Annotated in this window: 19 protein-coding genes; 7 read left to right on the top strand and 12 right to left on the bottom strand. The window is 67.5% G+C overall.

Annotated features, from left to right (window positions below):
* Nucleotides 1-717: 717 nt before the first annotated feature.
* Nucleotides 718-1,548 (bottom strand): hypothetical protein, encoded by an 831-nt coding sequence (locus N5C18_RS08170; RefSeq protein ID WP_279944223.1) that lies wholly within the window; start codon nucleotides 1,546-1,548, stop codon nucleotides 718-720.
* Between the two features lie 150 nt (nucleotides 1,549-1,698).
* Between N5C18_RS08170 and N5C18_RS08165 the strand changes: the two genes are divergently transcribed.
* The gene (locus N5C18_RS08165) at nucleotides 1,699-2,100 is read left to right on the top strand and encodes a hypothetical protein (RefSeq protein ID WP_164242888.1); all 402 of its coding nucleotides are present in this window, start codon (nucleotides 1,699-1,701) and stop codon (nucleotides 2,098-2,100) included.
* A 248-nt stretch (nucleotides 2,101-2,348) separates the two neighbouring features.
* Here N5C18_RS08165 and N5C18_RS08160 read toward each other — a convergent pair whose 3' ends face one another.
* Both N5C18_RS08160 and N5C18_RS08155 read right to left on the bottom strand, forming a co-directional pair.
* Entirely contained in the window at nucleotides 2,349-3,056 is a 708-nt protein-coding gene (locus N5C18_RS08160; protein ID WP_180880399.1) for a YceI family protein, read from the bottom strand.
* 75 nt (nucleotides 3,057-3,131) lie between these two features.
* Nucleotides 3,132-3,722 carry a malonic semialdehyde reductase gene (locus tag N5C18_RS08155; protein ID WP_049457907.1) on the bottom strand — a complete coding sequence of 197 codons (591 nt, stop codon included), beginning with the start codon at nucleotides 3,720-3,722 and terminating at the stop codon, nucleotides 3,132-3,134.
* 126 nt (nucleotides 3,723-3,848) lie between these two features.
* On the opposite strand from N5C18_RS08155, the gene N5C18_RS08150 reads away from it, so the two are divergent.
* The 5 genes from N5C18_RS08150 (at nucleotide 3,849) to N5C18_RS08130 (ending at nucleotide 7,277) form a co-directional block, all read left to right on the top strand.
* Complete coding sequence (locus tag N5C18_RS08150) at nucleotides 3,849-4,808, top strand: mitochondrial fission ELM1 family protein (protein ID WP_279944220.1); 960 nt, start codon at nucleotides 3,849-3,851, stop codon at nucleotides 4,806-4,808.
* A 154-nt stretch (nucleotides 4,809-4,962) separates the two neighbouring features.
* Nucleotides 4,963-5,190 carry a hypothetical protein gene (locus N5C18_RS08145; protein ID WP_008266793.1) on the top strand — a complete coding sequence of 76 codons (228 nt, stop codon included), beginning with the start codon at nucleotides 4,963-4,965 and terminating at the stop codon, nucleotides 5,188-5,190.
* Nucleotides 5,191-5,238: 48 nt separating this feature from the next.
* On the top strand, nucleotides 5,239-6,090 hold the full coding sequence (locus N5C18_RS08140) for a DUF2145 domain-containing protein (RefSeq protein ID WP_279944217.1): 852 nt from the start codon (nucleotides 5,239-5,241) through the stop codon (nucleotides 6,088-6,090).
* A 35-nt stretch (nucleotides 6,091-6,125) separates the two neighbouring features.
* Nucleotides 6,126-6,641 carry a hypothetical protein gene (locus N5C18_RS08135; RefSeq protein ID WP_164242891.1) on the top strand — a complete coding sequence of 172 codons (516 nt, stop codon included), beginning with the start codon at nucleotides 6,126-6,128 and terminating at the stop codon, nucleotides 6,639-6,641.
* Nucleotides 6,642-6,716: 75 nt separating this feature from the next.
* A complete protein-coding gene (locus tag N5C18_RS08130; RefSeq protein ID WP_049412252.1) occupies nucleotides 6,717-7,277 on the top strand; it encodes a queuosine precursor transporter in 561 nt (186 codons plus the stop codon).
* Between the two features lie 241 nt (nucleotides 7,278-7,518).
* On the opposite strand, the gene glnE is transcribed toward N5C18_RS08130, so the two are convergent.
* Nucleotides 7,519-10,314 carry a bifunctional [glutamate--ammonia ligase]-adenylyl-L-tyrosine phosphorylase/[glutamate--ammonia-ligase] adenylyltransferase gene (glnE, locus tag N5C18_RS08125; RefSeq protein ID WP_279944215.1) on the bottom strand — a complete coding sequence of 932 codons (2,796 nt, stop codon included), beginning with the start codon at nucleotides 10,312-10,314 and terminating at the stop codon, nucleotides 7,519-7,521.
* A 365-nt stretch (nucleotides 10,315-10,679) separates the two neighbouring features.
* Between glnE and N5C18_RS08120 the strand changes: the two genes are divergently transcribed.
* Nucleotides 10,680-12,194: an acetyl-CoA hydrolase/transferase family protein gene (locus N5C18_RS08120; protein WP_053511210.1), complete on the top strand. Its 1,515-nt coding sequence runs from the start codon at nucleotides 10,680-10,682 to the stop codon at nucleotides 12,192-12,194.
* A 72-nt stretch (nucleotides 12,195-12,266) separates the two neighbouring features.
* Here the strand turns inward: N5C18_RS08120 and N5C18_RS08115 are convergent, their stop codons facing one another.
* The 8 genes from N5C18_RS08115 to N5C18_RS08080 all read right to left on the bottom strand — a co-directional run bounded on the left by N5C18_RS08115 (nucleotide 12,267) and on the right by N5C18_RS08080 (nucleotide 21,462).
* Nucleotides 12,267-13,631 (bottom strand): VOC family protein, encoded by a 1,365-nt coding sequence (locus N5C18_RS08115; RefSeq protein WP_279944214.1) that lies wholly within the window; start codon nucleotides 13,629-13,631, stop codon nucleotides 12,267-12,269.
* A 161-nt stretch (nucleotides 13,632-13,792) separates the two neighbouring features.
* Nucleotides 13,793-14,281 carry a hypothetical protein gene (locus N5C18_RS08110; RefSeq protein WP_279944212.1) on the bottom strand — a complete coding sequence of 163 codons (489 nt, stop codon included), beginning with the start codon at nucleotides 14,279-14,281 and terminating at the stop codon, nucleotides 13,793-13,795.
* Between the two features lie 31 nt (nucleotides 14,282-14,312).
* Nucleotides 14,313-15,065: an HAD family hydrolase gene (locus N5C18_RS08105; protein ID WP_008264489.1), complete on the bottom strand. Its 753-nt coding sequence runs from the start codon at nucleotides 15,063-15,065 to the stop codon at nucleotides 14,313-14,315.
* A 95-nt stretch (nucleotides 15,066-15,160) separates the two neighbouring features.
* Complete coding sequence (locus N5C18_RS08100) at nucleotides 15,161-15,571, bottom strand: EF-hand domain-containing protein (protein ID WP_004153928.1); 411 nt, start codon at nucleotides 15,569-15,571, stop codon at nucleotides 15,161-15,163.
* Between the two features lie 232 nt (nucleotides 15,572-15,803).
* Complete coding sequence (locus N5C18_RS08095; protein ID WP_053448606.1) at nucleotides 15,804-16,175, bottom strand: hypothetical protein; 372 nt, start codon at nucleotides 16,173-16,175, stop codon at nucleotides 15,804-15,806.
* A 67-nt stretch (nucleotides 16,176-16,242) separates the two neighbouring features.
* Nucleotides 16,243-16,956: a M15 family metallopeptidase gene (locus N5C18_RS08090; protein ID WP_053511219.1), complete on the bottom strand. Its 714-nt coding sequence runs from the start codon at nucleotides 16,954-16,956 to the stop codon at nucleotides 16,243-16,245.
* Nucleotides 16,889-18,430: a serine hydrolase gene (locus N5C18_RS08085; protein WP_279944206.1), complete on the bottom strand. Its 1,542-nt coding sequence runs from the start codon at nucleotides 18,428-18,430 to the stop codon at nucleotides 16,889-16,891. The genes N5C18_RS08090 and N5C18_RS08085 overlap by 68 nt, the downstream gene beginning before the upstream one ends.
* Before the next feature lie 32 nt (nucleotides 18,431-18,462).
* A complete protein-coding gene (locus tag N5C18_RS08080) occupies nucleotides 18,463-21,462 on the bottom strand; it encodes a TonB-dependent receptor (RefSeq protein ID WP_279944205.1) in 3,000 nt (999 codons plus the stop codon).
* Nucleotides 21,463-21,511 lie beyond the last annotated feature (49 nt).

Below are 21,511 nucleotides of genomic sequence, written 5' to 3'. Positions count from 1 at the left end.
CCCGCACGCATCGCGCTGCGCGCGATGAGTCGAGCGTGGCTCGACTCTACAGGGAGCCATCGGTAGTGCCGGCCGCTGGCCGGCAACCTCATCAACCTTCGGCAGGAACCTGCAGCTGCCGGCCAGCGGCCGGCACTACCACGTTGGATGCCACCTGCAGCGCGATGATCAGCAGCGGCAGCAGCCCCAAACCCGCACGCATCGCGCTGCGCGCGATGAGTCGAGCGTGGCTCGACTCTACAGGGGGCCATCGGCGGTCATGCACTTTTTGCCCGGGGGTAGTGCCGGCCGCTGGCCGGCAACCTCATCAACCTTCGGCAGGAACCTGCAGCTGCCGGCCAGCGGCCGGCACTACCACGTTGGATGCCACCTGCAGCGCGATGATCAGCAGCGGCAGCTGCCCCAAACCCGCACGCATCGCGCTGCGCGCGATGAGTCGAGCGTGGCTCGACTCTACAGGGGGCCATCGGCGGTCGCCTGGGGGTAGTGCCGGCCGCTGGCCGGCAACCTCATCAACCTTCGGCAGGAACCTGCAGCTGCCGGCCAGCGGCCGGCACTACCACGCTGGATGCCACCTGCAGCGCGATGATCAGCAGCGGCAGCTGCCCCAAACCCGCACGCATCGCGCTGCGCGCGATGAGTCGAGCGTGGCTCGACTCTACAGGGGGCCATCGGCGGTCGCCTGGGGGTAGTGCCGGCCGCTGGCCGGCAACCTCATCAACCTTCGGCAGGAACCTGCAGCTGCCGGCCAGCGGCCGGCACTACCGCGCTGGATGGCACCTGCCGCGTCCACCCGAACCGCCGCGCGGCCCAGATCTCCAGCGCTATCAACAGTGCGATGACCAGCAGCGGCAGCAGCAGCCCGAAATACACGCCGGGCATCATGCCGTTGATCTGCGCCTTCACCAGCCGCAGCACGCCCCGGGTGTGCAGCAGCTCATCGACGTGCATGGTCAACGCCTCGCGCACTACCTTGGGCTCCAGGCCGAGCGTGCCAGCCTTGTCCACCAGCGTGTCTTCCACCATGCCCCGCAGCAGGCCTTCGCGCACCTTGCCGATCACCCAGCCGGTGCCGCGCGCCAACGGGCCGTTGCCAAGGCGGTCGAGGCCGGGCAGCGGGTGTTCGCTGAGGTAGGCCGAGGCGATGGTGTCGGCAACATCGCCCACCGTGCCCTGGCTGCGCAATGCCTCGCGCATGCGCGGGTCATCCAGTGAATCGGTGAAGCCTTCGCTCCAGCCTTCCACCAGCGTCTGCAGGTGCGGCTGGAAATGATCGAGCTGCTTGAACAGCGCGCGGTGCGCACCGGCAGTGAAGCCCAGTTGCAGGCCGAAGAAGGCGGTGGCCAGCGGCAGCAGCACCACATAGCTGGCCAGCAGCCAGTGATGCCAGCGCGTGCGCCGCTGCAGCCAACCGCGGCGGTGCAGCCAGCGCCAGCCGAGGATGCCCAGCGCCAGGCCCAGCAGCGTGCCGAGCACACTGCCGCCGAGCAGATCGAGCACGCTCAGGCCCGTCCAGAATTCGTTCAACCAGTACTGCGCGTCCTGCATGGGTCTTCCTTCCGTGGGTGATACAGCCCACCATTGTAGAGCCGAGCCCATGCTCGGCGGCTCCGCCTTCGGTGGGTGCGGAGCGTTGGTCCGCACGAGCCGGCCAGCAATGCGACAATCGCGCTCCTTTCCTGCAGCAACGAGGCCCACATGGCCAAACTGACCCTGGCCAGCGTGGATGCGCTGCGTACCCGCTTCGCCGATGACGCCGCCTGCGATGCCGCGCTGACCGCCTTCGCCGACGCTGCGGCCGTGCGTGCGCCGCTGCGCGACCTGGTGGAAGCACAGCACCGCTACCTGCAGGCCGAATTCGAAGTGGCGCAGGTGGCTGATGTGCTGCGCCGCGACCAGAAGTACGCACCGGTCGGTCGGCCTTCGATCAACATCGTGCAGCTGCGCAAGCAGCAGGCCGCCACCAAGCAGGCCGCGTTGATCGCACGCCAGGTGGTGGCACAGGCCGCGCAGACCTTCGTGCGCGTGAGCGGGCTGGCGGTGAAAGCCAAGCAGAGCCCGAGCGAGGCGTGCGTGGCGTGGCTGGGCGCGTTGCGCTGAGGGATCGTGCGGACCAACGGTCCGCACCCACCCGATGCAGGTTGGCACCTACCGGTAGTGCCGGCCGCTGGCCGGCAACCCCATCGGCATCGGGCACCTACCGGTAGTGCCGGCCGCTGGCCGGCAACCCCATCGGCATCGGGTTCCTCGCGTGCAGCCGGACAGCGGCCGGCTCTACCGGAACCCAAAAAAGAAGGCCCGCTTTGCAGCGGGCCTTCTGCCTTCTCACGACGAGTGAGCGGGGTGCATCAAGCGGCCGGCTTTTCGCCAGTGGCTTCGGTGGTGATGCGGATCTTCACTTCATCGCTGACGTTCGGGGCGTAGGCGCCGACGCCGAAATCGCTGCGCTTCAGCGTGGTGGTGGCATCGAAGCCGGCAGCCGGAACCTTGGCCATCGGGTGCTCGCCGCCGCCGTTGACGGTGACGTCCAGGGTGACCGGCTTGGTGATGCCCTTGATGGTCAGGTCGCCGGTGACGGTCAGCTTGTTGGTGCCGGCCGCTTCCACCTTGGTGCTCTTGAAGGTGGCATCGGCGAACTTGGCGGCGTCGAAGAAGTCGGCGCTCTTCAGGTGCTCGTCGAACTTGGCGGTGAAGCTGTTCAGGCCGCTCAGCGGCAGCTTCACTTCCACGGTGGACTTGGTCACGTCTTCGGCGTTGTACACCAGCGTGCCTTCAACGTTGCCGAAGTGCGCGCTGGGGTTGGAGAAGCCGAAGTGGCTCCACTGGGCCAGCACGTCGGTGTGGCTCGGGTCCAGCTTGTAGGTGCCCGAGGCGATCTTGATCGCTTCGGCCGCCGGCGCGGCAGCAGCGGCATCAGCGGCCGGGGCAGCAGCCTGTTCGGTGGTGGCCGGGGCAGCAGCATCCGCGGCCGGGGCAGCGGTGTCGGCCGGCTTGGAGCAGGCGGCGATGGCCAGGGTCAGGGCCAGCGGCAGCAGCAGTTTACGGGTGGCGCTCATCTCAGGAACTCTCCGGATCGTAGGGTGGGTGCAACAGGGGCCGCCAAGGTGACGGCCCGAAACCGATACAGCGACTTACGCGATGCGCGCCGCTTCGTCGAACGACAGGCGCGGCAGACGCGGGAACAGGCCCGCCGGGTCACCGTAACCCAGGTTGACCAGGAAATTCGACTTGATCGAGGTACCGGCGAAGAAGGCTTCGTCCACCTTGGCCGCATCGAAGCCGGACATCGGGCCGGCATCCAGGCCCAGCGCGCGCGCAGCCAGGATCAGGTAGGCGCCCTGCAGGCTGCCGTTGCGGATGGCGGCTTCGTGGCGGCCTTCCTGCGGGCCGTCGAACCAGGCCTTGGCATCGGTGTGCGGGAACAGGTACGGCAGCTTTTCGTGGAAGTCCAGGTCGAAGCCGATGATGACGGTGACCGGCGCGGCCATGGTCTTGTCATGGTTGCCTTCGGACAGGGCCGGGGCCAGCTTGGCCTTGGCTTCCTTCGAGGTGACGAAGACGAAGCGGGCCGGCGTGGTGTTGGCCGCGGTCGGGCCCCACTTCACCAGGTCGTACAGTTCCTGCAGCAGGCTGGCCGGGACCGGCTTGTCGAGGAAGGCGTTCTGGGTACGGGCAGTGCGGAACAGCTGATCGAGGGCAGCAGCGTCGAGCGCGTGGGACATCGGTGGATCTCCAGGGCGGCGAAGGGAAGTCAGTGCCCGCGGGCGGCGCGGGGCGAATCGACGAGCCGCAGTGTAGAGTGTCGCGACTGTTGCAACACCCAGCAGGGCTGAAACGAATTAATGCCAATGGTGAAACGATCGAGCGCACCCTGGACGGTCACGGACGGCCGCGCGGGCAATGTCCGCCAGGCGGTTGCGCTGGCCTCGGCGCTGCGCCAGGGCACCCATCGGCCGCTGGTGCTGCAGCCTCGCGCGCCGTGGCGCTGGCTGTCGCCGCGGCGGTTGCCCGGCGATGTGAACGGCTACGGCGAGGCCTTCGCGACACTGGCCGCCGAGGCCCCGGCGCTGGCGATCGGCTGTGGCCGCCAGGCCGCCGGTGCCCTGCGCGTGCTGCGTGCGCGCGGCAGCCAGGTGGTGCAGATCCTCGATCCGCGTATCAGTGCCCGCCATTGGGATGTGGTGGTGGTGCCCGAACACGACACCCTGCGCGGCAGCAACGTGCTGACCCTGCTCGGCAGCCTCAACCCGGTGGACGACGACTGGCTGGCCTGGGGCCGCGCCGCGTTCGCCGGCTTCAGCACCCTGCCCGGCCCACGCACTGCATTGCTGGTGGGCGGGCCCACGCCATTGGCGCCGTGGGACGAGGCGGCGATGGTGGGTGTGTTCCGCGCCCTGGCCGAGCAGATCCGCAGCGAGGGAGGCAGCCTGCTGGCCACCACCTCGCGGCGCACGCCGCCCGCATTGGCCGAGATCCTGCGCGCGACCTTCGCCGACCTGCCACACGTGATCTGGGGCGATGGCGGCGACGGGGTGAATCCGTATGGCGGCCTGCTCGGCTGGGCCAACCGTGTGGTGGTCTCGCCGGATTCGGTGAACCTGCTCTCTGAAGCCTGCGCCACGCGCATGCCGGTGAGGGTGGCGCTGGCGGGTACCGCACAGGGACGGCTGGCACGTTTCCAGCAGCAGCTGCGCGAACGCGGGCGGTTGCAGGAGCGCTGGCTGGACTGGCAGTACGACCGCATCGAACCGCTGCGCGAAACCGCGCGGATCGCCGCCGAGGTGAAGCAGCGCCTGGCATCAAGGTAGTGCCGGCCGCTGGCCGGCAGCGCGGTATGCATTACCAAATACCCTGCAGTTGCCGGCCAGCGGCCGGCACTACCCGATCGCTCAGCGATTTTTGAACATCTCGATTGGGCCGCACGGTTAGAGTCCGGTGTTTCCGATCGGACTGAACGCCTCCATGCGCACCCTGCTCCTGCTGCCGCTGGCCCTGCTCGCCGCGTGCTCCACATCGCCCACCGAGCTGGACCCGATCTCCTACCAGTGCCAGCAGCAGCTGGATGCGTACCGCGAGCAACCCGCGCTGCGCGACCCGAAGGGCCAGCGCCCGCCATTGCCGGTGGCACCGATCAGCGACGCCTGCGACAAGGAACTCAAGCGCAAGGGCGTGGACCGCCCGCTGCGCTGACCGGCGTATGATCGGCACGCGGCCCTGACCGCCGTCGAAGGTACTGACATGGATCGTTTCTATCGCCTGCCGCGCGCCGCGCTGCTGACCGCCTGCCTGCTGGCGACCGCACCGGCGTGGGCCAACAGCACCGAATGCCGCGAGCGCTACCCCAGCGTGGCCGCACAGGCCGCCATGCTGGATGTGGCCTGGACCACCGCCGAACGCCTCGATGCGCTGCCCGACGTGGATGTGGTGGTGGCCGCGCGCGGTGGCCAGGACCTGAGCCGCTACGGCCTGCGCCATAGCCACCTGGCCTTCCTGCTGCGCGAGGACGACGGCCGCTGGCGCGCGATGCACCTGCTCAACCGCTGCAAGACCGACAGTTCGCAGCTGTACCACGAGGGCCTGGGCAACTTCGTCGGCGAGAGCGGTGGCCATACCGATCTGCGCATCGGCGTGCCGTCCGCGCCGCTGCGCGCGTCACTGCGGGCGATGCTGGTATCGCCCTCGATCCAGCCCAAGGCACTGCACGAATCGAAGTACAACGTGGTGGCCTACCCGTTCGCCACCGACTACCAGAACTCCAACCAGTGGGTACTGGAAGTGCTGGCCGCGGCGATGGCGCAGAGCGAAGGCGCGCCTGCCATCGTCAAGCGCGAACAGGCGCAGCAGTGGTTGCGCCTGCAGAAGTACCAGCCCAGCGTGCTGCATATCGGCCTGGGCAAGCGCGTGGGTGCGCGCCTGTTCGTGGCCAACGCCACCACCACCGATCATCCGGCCGGCGAACGCATCTCCGGCAACTACTCGGTGGTGACGGTGGAATCGGTGTTCGACTTCCTGCACCAGCGCAGCCAGCTGCAGCAGGAACTGGTGATTCCCCATGTGCCGGTGGCCGGTGCGGCCGCAGCCATGCCGTGAATTTCATCCCCTTTTTCTGGCGACCAGGAGGTCCCATGTTCCGTTGCCTGCGCGTTCCCGCGTCTGCCCTGCTGCTTTCCGCCTTGCTGGTGCCCACCGTCCATGCGGGCGCTGCGCCGCAGTTGAACAGCAGCCAGGCCAGCGTGATCGTGACCTCGTTCGTGGTGCTGTCGCTGCCGATGGCGGCCTCGATGGGCCTGTCCGAACTGTCCAAGGCGCCGTTCAAGGCCAGCGAGCGCAACGGCAAAGCCACCCGCACCAAGGCGGTACCGCTGCCGCCGATGGAAGTGAAGAAGGTGGAGACCACGCCGGAGGGCGAGCGCCAGGTGCAGCTGCAGGTGCCGGACAAGGCCGACCACACCGCCACCCTGCGCTGGACCGTGCAGCCGCAGGGCGAAAACCCGACCGACGCCTTCGTGGTGGGCCAGCAGGTGCATTTCGACCCCACCGAGGCTGGCGCCGGCTGGAACGTGAAGAGCGCACAGGGCAAGACCCTGGCGTACGTGCCGACCGCGTATGCCGCTGGCGATGTGATGAGCGAAGCGCTGTAAAACTGAACGAGCGGTTTTGGATTTGCCGCGGGCCGGGCGGATAATGGGCAATCCCCTTTATTCCCCTGGCTCGCCATGTCCGTGCGTCCTGCCCCTGTGTTTGCCCCGCTGACCCCGCGCGCCCTGGTGCTGGCGGTGCTGGCGATGGGCGCGGTGGTGCTGCTGTCCAACGTACTGGTGCAGTACCCGATCAATGACTGGCTGACCTGGGGCGCCTTCAGTTATCCGGTCGCGTTCCTGGTCAGCAACCTGATCAACCGCCGCTTCGGCCCCGGCCCGGCCCGCCGCGTGGCGTGGATCGGGTTCCTGGTGGCGGTGCTGCTGTCGATCTGGGTGGCCACGCCGCGCATCGCCATTGCTTCATGCTCGGCGTTCATCGTGGCGCAGCTGCTGGACATCACCGTGTTCGACCGCCTGCGCCGTGGCAGCTGGTGGCGCGCGCCGATGGTGGCAACCACCTGCAGTGCCACCGTGGATACCACCATTTTCTGGTCGATCGCGTTTGCCGGTTCGGCGCTGCCGTGGGTGAGCTGGGCCGCCGGCGACCTGGCGGTGAAGCTGGCGATCGGCGTGTGCCTGCTGGCCCCGTTCCGCGCGCTGCTGTGGAAGATGGCGCCGCTGCGCGCCACCAGCTGACCGCACTTCTCTGGTGGGTGCCAACCTTGGTTGGCACGCTGTTGCCGGGGTCATGAACCCTGATGGGTTGTGCCAACCAAGGTTGGCACCTACCAACAGCAGGCCAACGGTCAGATCATTGATCCGGTGGGTGCCGACCGTTGGTCGGCACGCTCTCGCCGAGGTCATGAACCCTGATGGCCTGTGCCAACCAAGGTTGGCACCCACCAGAAGCAGGCCATTGCCCAGCTATCGCTGCCTGTCAGGCGAACGGCAGCTTCGCTTCAACGCACGCCGAAGTGATCGCCGCACACGCCTCTTCAATGGCCGGGGTGGTCGGTGCCAGCCGTGGCCGCCGATCCAGCGTGCAGGCCAGGCCAACCTCCAACAACGTCGCGTGCGCGGTGTGCAGCGCCTGCGTGGTGGCTTCGGGCAGGAAACCGGCGGCGCCCAGCGCATCGATCAACGACGGTGTGTCGCGCGGCTCGAGCAGCGCCGGCACCTGCGCACTGCGCGCCAGCACGCCGGTCTGCAGCAGGAATTCCAGATCCACCACGCCACCGGCGCCCTGCTTCAGGTCCAGCCGCGCGGCATCGCTGCGGTCCAGTTCGGTGCGCATGCGCCCGCGCATCTTCAACACGTCGGCATACAGCACACCGGCATCACGCTCGCGGCCCAAGGTCTGCGCACGCACCTGCTCGAAGTCGGCCAGCAGGCTGACATCGCCGGCCACGCCACGCGCGCGCACCAGCGCCTGGTGCTCCCAGGTCCACGCGCGTTCGCGCTGGTAGTCGGTGTAGCTGGCCAGCGACGACACCAGCGATCCCTTGCCACCATCCGGGCGCAGGCGCACGTCGATGTCGTACAGGCGCCCGGCGGCGGTGACCGCGCCGAGCAGCGCCATCACCTTCTGTGCCAGCCGCGCGTACCAGCGCCCCGGCTCCAGCGGGCGCGCACCATCGCTGGCGTCCACGCCGGCCGGGTTGTCGTGCAAAAACACCAGGTCCAGATCGGAACCGAAGCCCAGCTCCAGGCCGCCGAGGCTGCCGTAGCCGATGATCGCAAAGCGTCCACCGGGAATCTCGCCGTGCGCGGCGCGCATGTCCGCCTCGGCCATCGCCAGCACGGTGATCACCACCGCCTGTGCCAGTTCGGCCAGTTGCCGCGTGCTGTGCACCGCGCCCTGGCGACCATCCAGCGTGGCCATCGCCATGCGGAAGCTGAGCGCCAGCCGCGTCTCGTTGAGCCAGCGCAGTGCGGATTCGGGGTCTTCCACCGCCAGCACCTGCTGGCACTCGGCCAGCATGCCGGCGGCATCGGGCATCGGCCCGGACACGCGCACGTCCAGCAGCTCATCCAGCAGCAGCGGATAGGCCGCCAGGCGCTCGGCCAGCAGCGCACTGCGCGCCAGCACGTCCACCAGGCGCGCCAACGCGCTCGGCTGTTCGTCCAGCAGCGCCAGATAACTGGTCCGGCGCAGCACCGCCTGCAGCAGGCCGAGCACGCGCTTGAGCGCGGCATCGGGCTGCGGCGAGCGCGTGGCCGCATGCAGCAGCGCCGGCAGCACGCGGTCCAGGCGCGCACGTGCGGCATCGGACAATGACTTCACACCCGTGCCCTGGGCGAAATCGCGCAGCGACTGGTCGGCGCCGTTGGCATCGAGGAAACCGGCTTCGGCCAGCAGCGGCGCATTGCTGCCGTCGGGCAGGCTGCGCCAGTAGTTGGCCAACGCATCGGGTGCGGCCTGGCCCTTGCGCGGTGCCAGCAGCGCGGCGAATTCGGTGCTGACCCGCTGCTGCTGTTCGGCCAGCGCCGCGCGCAGCACCTCCCAATCCGGATAACCGAGGCCGACGGCGATGCGCTCGCGGTCCAGTGCATCGGCGGGCAGCACGTGGGTCTGCGCATCGCGCAGCATCTGCAGGCGGTTTTCCAGCCTGCGCAGGAACAGATAGGCCTCGCGCAGCGCGGCGCCATCCTCCGGCGCGATCTGCCCGGCCGCCACCAGTGCCTCCAACGCCACCAGCAGGCGACGCTCGCGCAGTGCCGGTTCACGGCCGCCGCGGATCAGCTGCAGTGCCTGGCACAGGAACTCGATTTCGCGGATGCCACCGGCACCGCGCTTGATGTCCTCGTGCAGTTCACGGCGCGCGACCTCGGCAGTGATCGCCGCCTTCATCTCGCGCAGGCCGTCGAGCGCGGTGAAATCCAGGTAGCGGCGGTACACGAACGGGCGCAGGGTCTGCAGCCACGCTTCGCCGGCCTCGATGTCGCCGGCCACGGTACGCGCCTTCAGCCAGGCATAGCGTTCCCAGTCGCGGCCCTCGCGCTGGAAATACTGGTCCATCGCCGCGAACGACAGCGCAACGCGGCCAGCGCTGCCGAACGGGCGCAGGCGCAGGTCGACGCGGTGGCTGAAACCATCGACGGTGGTTTCGTCCAGCAGTTTGGCCAGGCGCTGGCCGAGGCGGGCGAAGTACTCCTCGGCGGCCAGCGCGCGCGGGCCATCGGATTCGCCCCCCTGCGGGTAGGCGTAGACCAGATCGATGTCGGAGCTGAAGTTGAGCTCGCCACCGCCCAGCTTGCCGAGGCCGAACACCACCAGCTGCATGGGCTGGCCGTGGTCATCGAGGATGACCCCGTGGCGCTGCGCGAATTCCTGCTGCAGCGCGTCCAGCGCCAGCCGCAGGCAGTCTTCGGCCAGGGTGGTGGCGCCAGCCAGGGTCTGTGCCACGTCGTCCAGCCCAGCCAGGTCGCGCCAGATCAGCCGCGTCGACATCACCGTGCGCCAGCGCCGCAGCTGTGAAGGCCAGTCGCTGGGCTGCAGCGGGTCGAGCACCGGCGCCGGGATCGGCGGGCACGCGGGCGCGGCCAGCTGCGCCAGCAGCGCCGGTTGGCGAACCAGGGTGTCGAGGGCAAAGTCGCTGGCCACCGCCAGCCGGGTCAGCAGCGGCTGCAGCTCGGGCGGGATCGGCTCGGGCAGGACCTGGGCCAGGCGCGCCATGGCACGGTCGACAAGGGGCTGCAGGGTAGCGGGCAGTTCAGCGGGGGCGAGGGTCATGGCCCGATTGTATCGACCCGGCCGGGGCGCAACGGACCCCGTAGTGCCGGCCGCTGGCCGGCAGGGGTGCGGAGGTTGCCGGCCAGCGGCCGGCACTACCGATAATGGAGGCCGCGTATTCATAATGGGCGGCAGGCAATAAAAAAGCCCGCTTGCAGCGAACTGCCAGCGGGCTCTGCTCCCTCCCCCACGTCGGGATGCAGGGCCATCGTGCGGGCTGCGAAAGCACTTTGCACGCTGCACTGCAAAACAAAACCGGCCGGTACGGGTGACCCCGGTAGGGAAAAGCCATTCCACGAAGGTAGAACCCCCCGTACGGATGAGGATGGCCGATAATCGGGTTTCCCCCCAGAAACACTGTCGTCATGTCTGTTGATCGCATCGCCAACGCGCGTCTCCGTGACCGCGTGGTCTCCGCCGAGACCGCAGCCGCGCTGATCCAGCCCGGTGAAACCGTGGCCATGAGCGGCTTTACCGGCTCCGGGTATCCCAAGGCCGTTCCCGTCGAACTGGCGCGCCGCATCGAAGCGGTGCATGCCCAGGGCAATCCCTTCCAGATCAAGCTGATGACCGGCGCCTCCACCGCGCCGGAACTCGATGGCGCGCTGGCCAAGGCCGATGGCATCGCCATGCGCATGCCGTTCCAGAGCGACCCGGATGCGCGCAACCGCATCAACGAGGGCAAGCTGGATTACATCGACATCCACCTCAGCCACGTCGCCCAGCACGTGTGGTTCGGCTTCTACGGCGAGATCGATACCGCCGTGATCGAAGTGTCGGCCATCCGCGAGGATGGCTCGCTGGTGCCCTCCACCTCGGTCGGCAACAACAAGACCTGGCTGGACCTGGCGAAGAAGGTGATCGTCGAGGTCAACGAATGGCAGCCGGCCGGCGTCGACGGCATGCATGACATCTACTACGGCACCGCGCTGCCGCCGCACCGCAAGCCGATTCCGCTGGTGAACGCCAACGACCGCATCGGTGACACCGCGCTGCGCTGCGACCCGGACAAGATCGTGGCGGTGGTGCGTACCAACGGCCCGGACCGCAACAGCCCGTTCAGCCCGATCGATGCGACCAGCGAACAGATCGCCGCGCACCTGATCGAGTTCCTCAAGCACGAAGTGAAGAAGGGCCGCCTGCCGCCGAACCTGCTGCCGCTGCAGTCGGGCGTGGGCAACATCCCCAACGCGGTGCTGGCCGGCCTGGCCAAGAGTGGTTTCCGCGACCTGGCCGCGTTCACCGAGGTGATCCAGGACGGCATGCTCGACCTGCTGCGCGATGGCGTGCTGAGCTACGCCTCGTGCACCGGCTTCGCACTGAGCCCGCAGGCCAACGAGACGTTCAAGGAGCACATCGATTTCTACCGCGAGCGCATCATCATGCGCACGCAGGAGATCTCCAACCATCCGGAGCTGGTGCGCCGCCTCGGCTGCATCGGCATGAACGGCATGATCGAAGTGGACATCTACGGCAACGTCAATTCGACGCACGTGATGGGCACGCGGATCATGAACGGCATCGGTGGTTCGGGTGACTTTGCCCGTAATGGCTTCCTGTCCGCGTTCCTAAGCCCGTCCACCGCCAAGAACGGCACCATTTCGGCGATCGTGCCGATGGCCAGCCACGTCGACCACACCGAGCACGACGTGTCGGTGATCGTCACCGAACAGGGCCTGGCCGACCTGCGTGGGCTGACCCCGCGCAAGCGTGCGCAGGTACTGATCGACAACTGCGCGCATCCGGATTTCCGCGCGCAGCTGCAGGACTACTTCGACCGTGCCAGCCACGAGAGCTACGGCAAGCACACCCCGCACCTGCTGCCGGAAGCACTGTCGTGGCACCAGCGCTGGCTGGATACCGGCACGATGAAGGGCTGAGGCCCGCGAACACTGGTAGAGCCGGCCGCTGGCCGGCTCTCCAGAACAGCCGGCCAGCGGCCGGCTCTACCTTCACGCGGTACGCAGCGCCGCCAGCGATTCGGCCTGCAGCCGCTCGTAGATCTCGAACTCGTCATTCACCGCCGCGCCCAGCGCCTGCTCGAAGGCCTCGCGGTTGGCGTGGGCGGCATAGGCGCGCTGTTCTTCACCACCCAGGTTCGACTGGAAGATGCCCGCAGCGCTGACCGGCAGGAAATCCTCGTAGACGATCGGGTCGGCGGTGGCCAGGCCGGTGGCCACCAGCACTTCGGCCGGCAGATCGGCCACGCGTTCCGGCGCGGCGCGGCCGGCGTCGGTCAGCTGGTAGCGGTAGTAGCCCAGGCCTTCCTGGCGCAGCGTGTCATGGTCATCCGGGAAGCTGGCGAACACTGCCTGCAGGCGCTGGCCGTAGTCGCCACCGGTACTGCCTTCGCCACCGGCATCGCGTGCCTGCGACAGCAGCTGGTCGTACAGCGCGCGGCCCTTCGGGGTCAGCGCAAGCCCGCGCTGTTCGATCTCGCCGAAACGCGCGGTATGCGTGCCGGCATCACCGCCTTCGCTGTCCGGGAAATGCACCGCTTCTTCCAGTGCCTTGAAGCTGGTCTGGCGCAGCAGGATCGGGCAGGCACGGCGCGGCGGGCCCTCGATCACGGCCTTGGCGGCCATGCCGTGCTCGATCATCGCCGCCTGCGCCGCGTCGATATCCAGCGTGCGCGGGGTCAGGTGGTTGATGTGCGGGCCACGGAAGCTGACCACATCGGCCACCAGCCGGTGCGACTTGTTGAGGGCGTGGTAGGTCGGCAGGTCGACGGTGGCGTCGCCGTGCCAGCGGAAGGTTTCCAGCGCCTCTTCGACGAAACGTTCGGCGTCGGCCTGCGGCAGGCCACCGTCACGCTCGGCCTGGTCGATCAGTGCCAGCGCGCCCTCGGTGAAGATGCGGCGGCGTTCGAGGATGCGCGCCGATTCGGCACGCAGCGCTTCGTCTTCGATCAGCTCCAGGCGCAGCAGCGAGGTGAACACGCGGAACGGGTTCTGTGCCAGCGCGGCACCGGTGAGCGGCCGGAACGCGGTGGAGTGCACCGGCACGCCGGCCACCGACAGGTCGTAATAGCCGACCGGGAACATGCCCATCACCGCGAACAGGCGGCGCAGCGTCGCCAGTTCCTGCACGGTGCCGACGCGGATCGCGCCGTGGCGCTCCTCGTCCAGGCGCGCGCGCTCGTCATTGCGCTGCAGCTGCGCGGCCAGCGCCGGGTCCTGCTCCAGCACCTGCGCGTTGATCCGCTCCACCAGTTCCACCAGCGTGCCGTACAGCGGCACTTCGGTGCGGTACATGCGGGACATGGCCTGGGCGAACAGGCGGCGGATCACATCAGGCGAAACGAAAGAGGCGCTCATCAGTCACTCGATTACGGGAACGGGGAACAGCTCGAACCCGTATTGTCGCCGGAGCGCGCGGCGGCGGCGATATGCAGAGCAACATGAAGGAAATCGGTAGTGCCGGCCGCTGGCCGGCAACCTCTGGATGCCTGGAGTACAGGAATTGCCGGCCACCGGCACTACCGCTTCAGCTGGCGCTTCAGGGTGGCATCGAGGGTGATCGGCCGGTCCCAGTGCTCATAGCTGGCGACGATGGCGTGGCGCACCGCACGGTAGTGCAGGTTGTCCGGCGCGCGCGGCATGCGCTTGACCACCGCCTCCCAGCCGCCCTCCGGGTTCTGGCTGAAGGCGCGCACGCTGTCGCGGCAGGTCTGGTCGCTGGCCTTGGCCCAGAAACAGGCGAAATAGATATCCCCGGCCTGCCAGCCGTGGATGGTGAACAAGGCGCTGATGTAGCCGCGCGGCACGCCGGCATAGCGCGATACTTCGTCGAGGAAGGCGTCGGGATAGCGTTCGGCGTAATGGTTGATGTCCTGCAGCTGGGCATCCACCCAACTGTCACCGGTTTCCACGGTGTAAGCCGCCGAGCGCTCGGCGGTCTGCTGGGCCAGCACGGTGGCCGGCGCCAGCAGCAGGGACAGCATCAGTGCGCGCAGTCGGACGTTCATGCCCCGATTCTGCCGCAGCCGCCCGCCCCTGTCAGGCCGCCGCAGCTGCCTTGGCCTCGATCGCCGCCAGCGCGGCTGGCCAATCGTGCGCGGTATCGGCGGTGACCATGCGCGGTTCGTCGTCGGCCACGCCGTGCTGGGTCTCGTGGGCCCAGGTCACCGCGTACGGGGTATGCACGCCCCAGCCGCCAAGGGTCACCACCGGCTCGATATCCGAACGCAGCGAGTTGCCGACCATCACGAAGCGCTGCATCGGCAGGTCGAACTCGGCCAGCACGCGCGCGTAGGTTTCCGGGTCCTTCTCCGAGACGATCTCGATGCGCGGGAACAGCTCGCGCAGGTTGGCCACCTTGATCTTGGCTTCCTGGTGGAACAGATCGCCCTTGGTGATCAGCACCACCGGGTACTGTTCGGCAATGGCCGCCACCGATGCGCGCACGCCGTCGATCAGCTCGACCGGGTGGCGCAGGGTGTCATGGCCGATGTCCAGCATGCGCTGGATGTCCTTGGCATCGATGCGCTGGCCGGTGATGTCGATGGCCGCTTCGATCATCGACAGCACCATGCCCTTCACGCCATAGCCGAACACGGCCAGGTTGCGCTGCTGCACTTCCAGCAGGTGGCGGGCGGTCTGGGTGTCGTGCACGTCGACATAGCGCGACAGCAGGTCCAGGTAATCCTGCTCGGCCTTGCGGTAGTAGTCCTCGCTCTTCCACAGCGTGTCGTCACCGTCAAAACCAACCAGGCCGATGGCGCGCGACGGCGCAGGCGTGGGGGTATTCATCCGCCAAGGATACAGCGGCCCGACAGACGGGAAAAACCCGGGCGGCCGTAGCCGCCCGGGTCCCCATGCACCGGTTTTCCCGAATCAGGTGTGGATCAGCGGCCCTGCGCCGCGCCGGCACCTGCACCGGCCTGCTGGGCGGCCACGTAGGCCTTGTACTCATCGGCACTCAGCTCGCCGTCCTTGTTGGTATCGGCCTGGTCGAACACCTGGGCGAGGCCGGCGTTCACCTGTGCCTCGCTCTTGCTGATGGTGCCGTTGCCATCGGTATCGATGCTGGCCCAGGTCTGGCCACCGCCATTGGCCTGTGCCGAGGCCGCTGCGGCCGCGTTGGTGGCCTGGTCAGCCGCCTGCCCGGCCTGTGCCGCCGCCTGCTGGGCCTGCGCGGCTTCGTTCTGCGCCTGCGCGGCCTGCTGCTTGGCCGACTGGGCCATCGCCGGGATGGCCAGCACGCTGCCGGCGGCGACGATCAGGGCGATCAGGGGCTTGCGGTTGCGAATAGTCATCAGGGGTGTCTCCTACCGATTGGGTGGTGTTGCGCGGCGTGTTGTTTCCGCACGGCACCTACCCTGCCACCGCGTTTCTGAATCGATTTTGCGGTGCGATGTGCGTGCACACGCACGATTAACCACTGGCCAGCGCGCATGCATTAGCACGCTGGTTAGGGCGGAGTGAGCGGCTCATAAGCTGCGCATTCAGCGCAGCAGGATTTAACCGGCAGGCAACGAAAAACCTGCGTCAGTCGACGGTTTTTTCCAATGACCGCGAACTGAACATCACCCATCCCAAGGCGACACCGGCCAGCGCACCGGCGATTTCCAGCACCACGCGGCTGCCCAGTTCGTTCGGATCGTGGATGGTGGACAGAAACAGGCGCGCATACAGCGGCGACTCCAGCCGCACGATGCCCATGTAGAACAGCTTCCATGCATCGATGCCGGTGGAGATCACCACCGAGATGACGCACGACCAGCCGATCGCATGGCCCACCGACCAGTGCAGCAGCCGGCACAGGCGCGACCACAGGAAGTACACCAGCAGGCCGACCAGCAGGGCGATGGCGCCGGCTTCCAGGGTGCCGAGCAGGCCGAAGTGCAGGGGAAGGTTCATCGGGTGGGCAGGGATGAGAAGGCGGCCAGTGTAAGGGTATCGGCAGGGCGGCGCCCTGCAGATACCCCTACCGCACCGGGACGTCGTACGCGGTGCCGGGGTCCGGTTCGGGCTGCAGCGTGTAGTGCCACCACTCCTGCGGGTAATTCACGAAACCGCGCCGGGCCATCGCGCGCACCAGCTGCTGTCGATTTACCTGCTGCACGTCGCTCAACCCGCTCGCCTGCGTATGCGCACGCGGGCCGAAGAAATCGAAATCCGTCCCCATGTCCAGCGGCGTGCAGGTACCGCTGCGGCAATCCAGCAGGCCAAGGTCGACCGTGGCACCGCGGCTGTGGCCGGAACGCTCGGCGATGTAGCCGTCGGCCAGCAGGCGTGGCTTGTCAAGGTCCGGGTACTGCAATGCCTTGCGCGAAAGCTCGCGCGGGTCGTTCACCCAGGCCATGAAGGCCTGCACCGAGCGCACCGGTCGATAGCAGTCGTAGATCCGCAGGCCCCATCCATCTGCGCGCAGATCCTGCTCCACCTGGGCCAGTGCCTTCGCCACTGGTGCCAGCAGATAGCAGGAAGGCGCCTCGTAGCCGGGTACCGGCGCGCCGGTGAAGTTGTTCGCGCCGGCGTAGCGGATATCCATGTCGATATGCGGCGACAGCGTGCGGATCTCCACCAGTCCGGCGCTGGCTGCATCAGTGGCCGCTGAAACGCGCGGCGGCTCAGCGCCGCTGGCGGTCGCGGCCAGCGCAATCGCCAGTACGAGTGAAATGCAGGTCCTGGAAGTCATAGCTGAAGTCGATGTCCGGATCGATGGCGCGCAGGTCCAGCGTCGGCGACGGGTCTTCGCCCGGTTGCAGCCACGCCTGCGCTTCGTCGCCCAGCGTATCCCAGCGCAGCAGCCAGCGCCCCTGCCGATGCAGTACCGTGGCCTGCAGCCGGGGTGACTTGTCCACGCTGAAGCGCAGGCCGTCCCTGCCCGGGCACAGCGAGGCCGGACCCAGCCACGGGTCGCTGTAGCGGCCCTGCCAGCGTGGCAGATCGGAAGCCGATGCCTGCCGTGCATCGGAAGTGGCTGGCCGCTGATGGCCGGTTGCCGCCCGCGTGGCCTGGCCAGTCTTCAGCTCGTCCAGGTAGGCCATCGCCGGGCGCGCTTCATCGGGTGCGGTGAAGCGCTTCAGCATGGCCTGCATCAGCGCGGTACGCGCATCCTCGCCCTCGCCGTTGATCAGCATCACCACACCCAGCTTGCGGTCGGGCAGCAAGGCCAGCGACGAATACATGCCCGACAGCGTGCCGGTGTGCGCCACCTTCCACTGCCCGTCCATGTCCGACACCCGCCAGCCGTAGCCATAACCGTAGAAGTGCGCGTTGTCCCAGCGCCGCTGCCGTTCACTCAACGGCATCGGCATGTGCAGGGTCCACAGCGTGCGCCGCTGTTCACTACCCAGCCAATCCGGCGCCAATGCGGGGTCCAGCAGCACCTGCATCCAGCGCGTCATGTCACGCAGCGAGCAGCGGATGCCACCGGCGGCCATCGAGGGCAGGTCCGGGCTGATGGCCCCATCGGCTTTCACGACTTCGTTGCGTTCGCCGCGCCAGGCATGTGGCTGCGCCACGTTGCCCACGCGTTTCACCGACCACGCCCCCACCTGGCAGCGTGCCATGCCCAGGGGCTCGAACACCTGTTCGCGCATCAGCTGGTCATAGGGTTTTCCACCGGCCGCAGCGGCTACTTCGCCGGCCACCACGTACATCAGGTTGTCGTAGGCATAATGGCTGCGGAAGCTGCTGACCGGCTTCAGGTGCGCCAGCCCCGCGATGATGTCGGCACGGGTAAACGTGTTCGGCTCCGGCCACAGCATCAGGTCGCCCGCACCCAGGCCGAGGCCGCTGTTGTGGATCAGCAGGTCGCGCACCTGCATCTGCTGGCCCACCCATGCGTCATGCATGCGGAACTCCGGCAGATGGCGCTGCACAGGGTCATCCCAGCGCAGCCTGCCCTGCTGCACCAGCCGCGCCAGCAGCGCGGCGGTCATCGCCTTGCTGTTGGAGGCGATCTTGAACAGCGTGTCCTCATCGATGCGCCCGCCATCGCCGCGCTTGCCTTCGGCGTGCCGGTAGATCACCCGCCCCTGCTCGACCACGGCCATGGCCAGCCCGGGCAGATGCTCATGCTGGACCACGGCCGCGACATCGGCATCGAGGGATGCGGTGCCGGCCGGCTGCGCTGCCACAGCCGGAAACACTGCCAAGACGGCCATACACAGGCCACGCCGCGCGTGCACGATGGGCGTCAGTACGCCCATGTCACGGTCAGCTGCGCGTAGCGCGGCGACTGGAACCCGGTACCGTAGCCAAACAGCGGGTTCGGCGTGCCGATGCTGTCCTGCGGTTCGTAGTCCTGGTCCACGGTCACCACGCGCTGCTGGTTGAGCACGTTGTACACCGCCAGCTTCAGGCGCAGGTCGGTCGGGATCGGCACCTTGTAGGACACGCTCACGTCCAGATCGTAGGTCCACGGCGTGCGCCCATCACCACCGCGCGGGGAATGCACGAACACCCGTTCGGACGGCACCGTGGCCTGGCAGTTGGACACGCACACGTAATAGCTGTGGAAGTCGGTCGCATCGAACGGATTGCCTGCGCCGAAGCGGGTGATCGGGCTGCCCGACTGCACGCCCAGGGTCGCGGCCACGCTCAGGTTCTCGGTCAGCGCGTAGCTGCCGCGGAACTTGAACTGGTGGCGGCGATCATTGGCCAGGTAGCCATAGCCGCCGTAGTTGACCCACGGATTGTCGAAGTTCTCGGTGCGTCCGGCATCGGCGAAGTCGGTATCGGAATTGACCGGCCCTTCGGCGTTGCCGCGGCCGTAGGCCAGTGTGTAGGACGCGTTGAAGCCCCACTTGCCATCCCAGGCACGATCGACCTGCAGCTCCAGCGCCTTGTAGTCGCGCTTGGGCTTCACCCAGCCGCGCTGGCCAACATAGTTGCCGTTGTCGTCATACAGCGCCCAGCCTTCCTTCGAGGTATCGATGCTGATCCAGCCATCATTGCGGCCGTCACAATCGGTATCGCCCCACACGGTGTTGGTGCGGCCCGGGTTTCCCATGATCCATACACTGTCAATCGCACCGCACTGGCCGGTGGCGGTGATGTTCATGTCATCGATGGCGTTGTGCAGGCGCCGGTAGGTCACGCTGGCGCCGATCGACCAGGCTTCGTTGATCATCTGCTGGAAGCCCAGGATCGCTTCGTCCTGGTAGACCGGATCCATGTCGCGGTTCACTTCGGCACGCAGGTCCGGCACGCTGCCGTCGCCCTGCGAGTTGTCCACCGGTCCGATCTGTGCGCCCAGCACCGGCACGTTGTTGGCCGCGCCGCTGTAGCCCAGGAACTCATACCAGGTGCGTTCGTCGAGGAAGCCGCCGGCCTGCTTGATGTTGATCACATTGGCCACCGGCAGGAAGTAGCGACCGAGGTTGCCGAACACCTTGGTGGTGCCATCGCCACGCACGTCCCACGAGAAGCCCAGGCGGGGCGCCAGCATGTTGTCGATCTTGATGTAGCTGCTGCCGTCGCCGCCCTTGTTGTCGAAGGCTTCCATGCGAAGGCCGAGGTTGAGCAGCAGGTTCGGCGTCACCTGCCAGTTGTCTTCCAGGTAATACGCCGAGTTGATCGTTTCGAACGCGCCTTCCACCTCATAGCGGCGGGTGCGTGCCACCAGTCCACTGGCCGGCACCACGCCGCCGTTCAGCGAACTGCCCGGCGTGCGCGCGTAGATGTCGTAGCGCAGGCCGCCCGGGCCGGGATAGGCGCGACTGTAGTCGGACGTGTTCTCCTCGCGGTCCAGCCCGAAGCGAAGCAGATGGTTGCCCAGTGTCCATTCGAAATCGGCGCGTGCTGCCTTGCGCGTATCCAGCGCGGATTCGAGTTGGGAACTGCTGGTACAGCTGCGATCACCCTGCAGCGCGGTGGGCACGCCCTGGCTGGCGGTACGATTGTCGAAGACCCGATTGCAGTTCTCGTCCATCAGCGAGCTCTGCACGCGGTTGCGCTTGTTCTCGCCGTACATCAGCTTCATGGTCAGGTCGTTGTTCACCTGCCAGCTGTAGGTACCCGACCAGTTGCGGCCACCCACGGTGTTCATGATCTGGTTGGCACGTTCACCCACGGTGCTGCCACGCTCGTAGTCATAGGCGTAGACGTCGGTGAGCGTCTTGTTGCGATCGGAGAAGCCGAACAGCGAGAACATCTGGTTGTCGGTGATGCGCCAGTCGAACTTGCCGCCCCAGAACGGATCATCGGCCTTGCCCTGGTTGAGGCGGGTCCCGGCGTCGTTGGTCGATGTCGGGCGATAGTCGCGGGCTTCGTACATGCCGAAGAAGAACAACCGGTCCTGCACCAGCGCACCGGAGGCGAACACGTTCAGCGCGCTGCGGCTGTAGTCGTCGCGGCTGGCGGTGATGTAGCGGCTGCCGCTGCCGTCGTATCGGTCGCGCGCCTGCGACTGCCACGCGCGCGGCTCGAACACCAGTTCGGCGCCGGCCTTGAAGTCGTTGCTGCCCGAGCGCGTCACCGCGTTGATGACACCACCAGTACTGCGCCCGAACTCCACCGAGTAGCCGCCGGTCTTGACCTGGAACTCCTGGTAGAACGAGAACGGCACGGAGGAGAAGCCAACCCGGTTGTAGAAGTCGGTGACGTTCAGCCCGTTGATGTACACGGTGTTCTCGGCCACCGACGAACCCCCGAAGGAGATGCCCTGGCCACCCAGTGAGCCCTTGCCCTTCACGGCACCCGGCGCCAGCAGGGCAACGGCGGTGATGTCACGGTCCACCGGCAGGCGCGACAACTCCTCGCGGGTAATGTTGGTGGCCGACTCGGTGGACTTCACGTCCACCATCGACACCACCTGCGGAGCACGGACTTCGACCGTGCCCAGCGTGCTGACCGCACCCAGCGGCACGTTCACCGTAGTCGCGCTGCCCAGGCTGACGGTGACCTGGCCAACACGGCTCGCCGCTCCTCCCGGCAAGCTCACTTCCATCTCGTAGGTGCCGACCGGCAGCAGCGGGATGCGATAGCTGCCATTGGCTTCGGCCTGTACCGAACGGACGAAGCCCGTGGCCGGATTGCGTACGGTCACCGTGGCACCGGCCGGTACCTGGCCGGCATCGCTGCTCAAGCGGCCAACCACCGAACCATCCTGTGCGAATGCGCTGGGCGCGATCACGCCCAGACACGCCCCGAGGGCGACGCACAACGCCGCCCGCTTGATGCTGTAAGCCTTCATCCCCTGCTCTCTCCTGCAAGAATTGAATGGTGTGGAGTGTGATGTGTCG

The sequence above is a fragment of the Stenotrophomonas sp. GD03930 genome, from assembly GCF_029839665.1.
GTDB lineage: Bacteria > Pseudomonadota > Gammaproteobacteria > Xanthomonadales > Xanthomonadaceae > Stenotrophomonas > Stenotrophomonas forensis.
Note: the sequence above shows the minus strand (reverse complement) of the source record. Positions and strands in the feature narration are given on the sequence as shown.

What these genes read in the sequence shown, in the direction of transcription:
- N5C18_RS08100 (WP_004153928.1), bottom strand. Translation starts at nt 15,571, where the DNA reads ATGACTATTCGCAACCGCAAGCCCCTGATCGCCCTGATCGTCGCCGCC.
- N5C18_RS08165 (WP_164242888.1), top strand. Translation starts at nt 1,699, where the DNA reads ATGGCCAAACTGACCCTGGCCAGCGTGGATGCGCTGCGTACCCGCTTC.
- N5C18_RS08085 (WP_279944206.1), bottom strand. Translation starts at nt 18,430, where the DNA reads ATGGCCGTCTTGGCAGTGTTTCCGGCTGTGGCAGCGCAGCCGGCCGGC.
- N5C18_RS08150 (WP_279944220.1), top strand. Translation starts at nt 3,849, where the DNA reads ATGGTGAAACGATCGAGCGCACCCTGGACGGTCACGGACGGCCGCGCG.
- N5C18_RS08130 (WP_049412252.1), top strand. Translation starts at nt 6,717, where the DNA reads ATGTCCGTGCGTCCTGCCCCTGTGTTTGCCCCGCTGACCCCGCGCGCC.
- N5C18_RS08120 (WP_053511210.1), top strand. Translation starts at nt 10,680, where the DNA reads ATGTCTGTTGATCGCATCGCCAACGCGCGTCTCCGTGACCGCGTGGTC.
- N5C18_RS08105 (WP_008264489.1), bottom strand. Translation starts at nt 15,065, where the DNA reads ATGAATACCCCCACGCCTGCGCCGTCGCGCGCCATCGGCCTGGTTGGT.
- N5C18_RS08155 (WP_049457907.1), bottom strand. Translation starts at nt 3,722, where the DNA reads ATGTCCCACGCGCTCGACGCTGCTGCCCTCGATCAGCTGTTCCGCACT.
- N5C18_RS08095 (WP_053448606.1), bottom strand. Translation starts at nt 16,175, where the DNA reads ATGAACCTTCCCCTGCACTTCGGCCTGCTCGGCACCCTGGAAGCCGGC.
- N5C18_RS08135 (WP_164242891.1), top strand. Translation starts at nt 6,126, where the DNA reads ATGTTCCGTTGCCTGCGCGTTCCCGCGTCTGCCCTGCTGCTTTCCGCC.
- N5C18_RS08170 (WP_279944223.1), bottom strand. Translation starts at nt 1,548, where the DNA reads ATGCAGGACGCGCAGTACTGGTTGAACGAATTCTGGACGGGCCTGAGC.
- N5C18_RS08140 (WP_279944217.1), top strand. Translation starts at nt 5,239, where the DNA reads ATGGATCGTTTCTATCGCCTGCCGCGCGCCGCGCTGCTGACCGCCTGC.
- N5C18_RS08080 (WP_279944205.1), bottom strand. Translation starts at nt 21,462, where the DNA reads ATGAAGGCTTACAGCATCAAGCGGGCGGCGTTGTGCGTCGCCCTCGGG.
- N5C18_RS08115 (WP_279944214.1), bottom strand. Translation starts at nt 13,631, where the DNA reads ATGAGCGCCTCTTTCGTTTCGCCTGATGTGATCCGCCGCCTGTTCGCC.
- N5C18_RS08145 (WP_008266793.1), top strand. Translation starts at nt 4,963, where the DNA reads ATGCGCACCCTGCTCCTGCTGCCGCTGGCCCTGCTCGCCGCGTGCTCC.
- N5C18_RS08090 (WP_053511219.1), bottom strand. Translation starts at nt 16,956, where the DNA reads ATGACTTCCAGGACCTGCATTTCACTCGTACTGGCGATTGCGCTGGCC.
- glnE (WP_279944215.1), bottom strand. Translation starts at nt 10,314, where the DNA reads ATGACCCTCGCCCCCGCTGAACTGCCCGCTACCCTGCAGCCCCTTGTC.
- N5C18_RS08160 (WP_180880399.1), bottom strand. Translation starts at nt 3,056, where the DNA reads ATGAGCGCCACCCGTAAACTGCTGCTGCCGCTGGCCCTGACCCTGGCC.
- N5C18_RS08110 (WP_279944212.1), bottom strand. Translation starts at nt 14,281, where the DNA reads ATGAACGTCCGACTGCGCGCACTGATGCTGTCCCTGCTGCTGGCGCCG.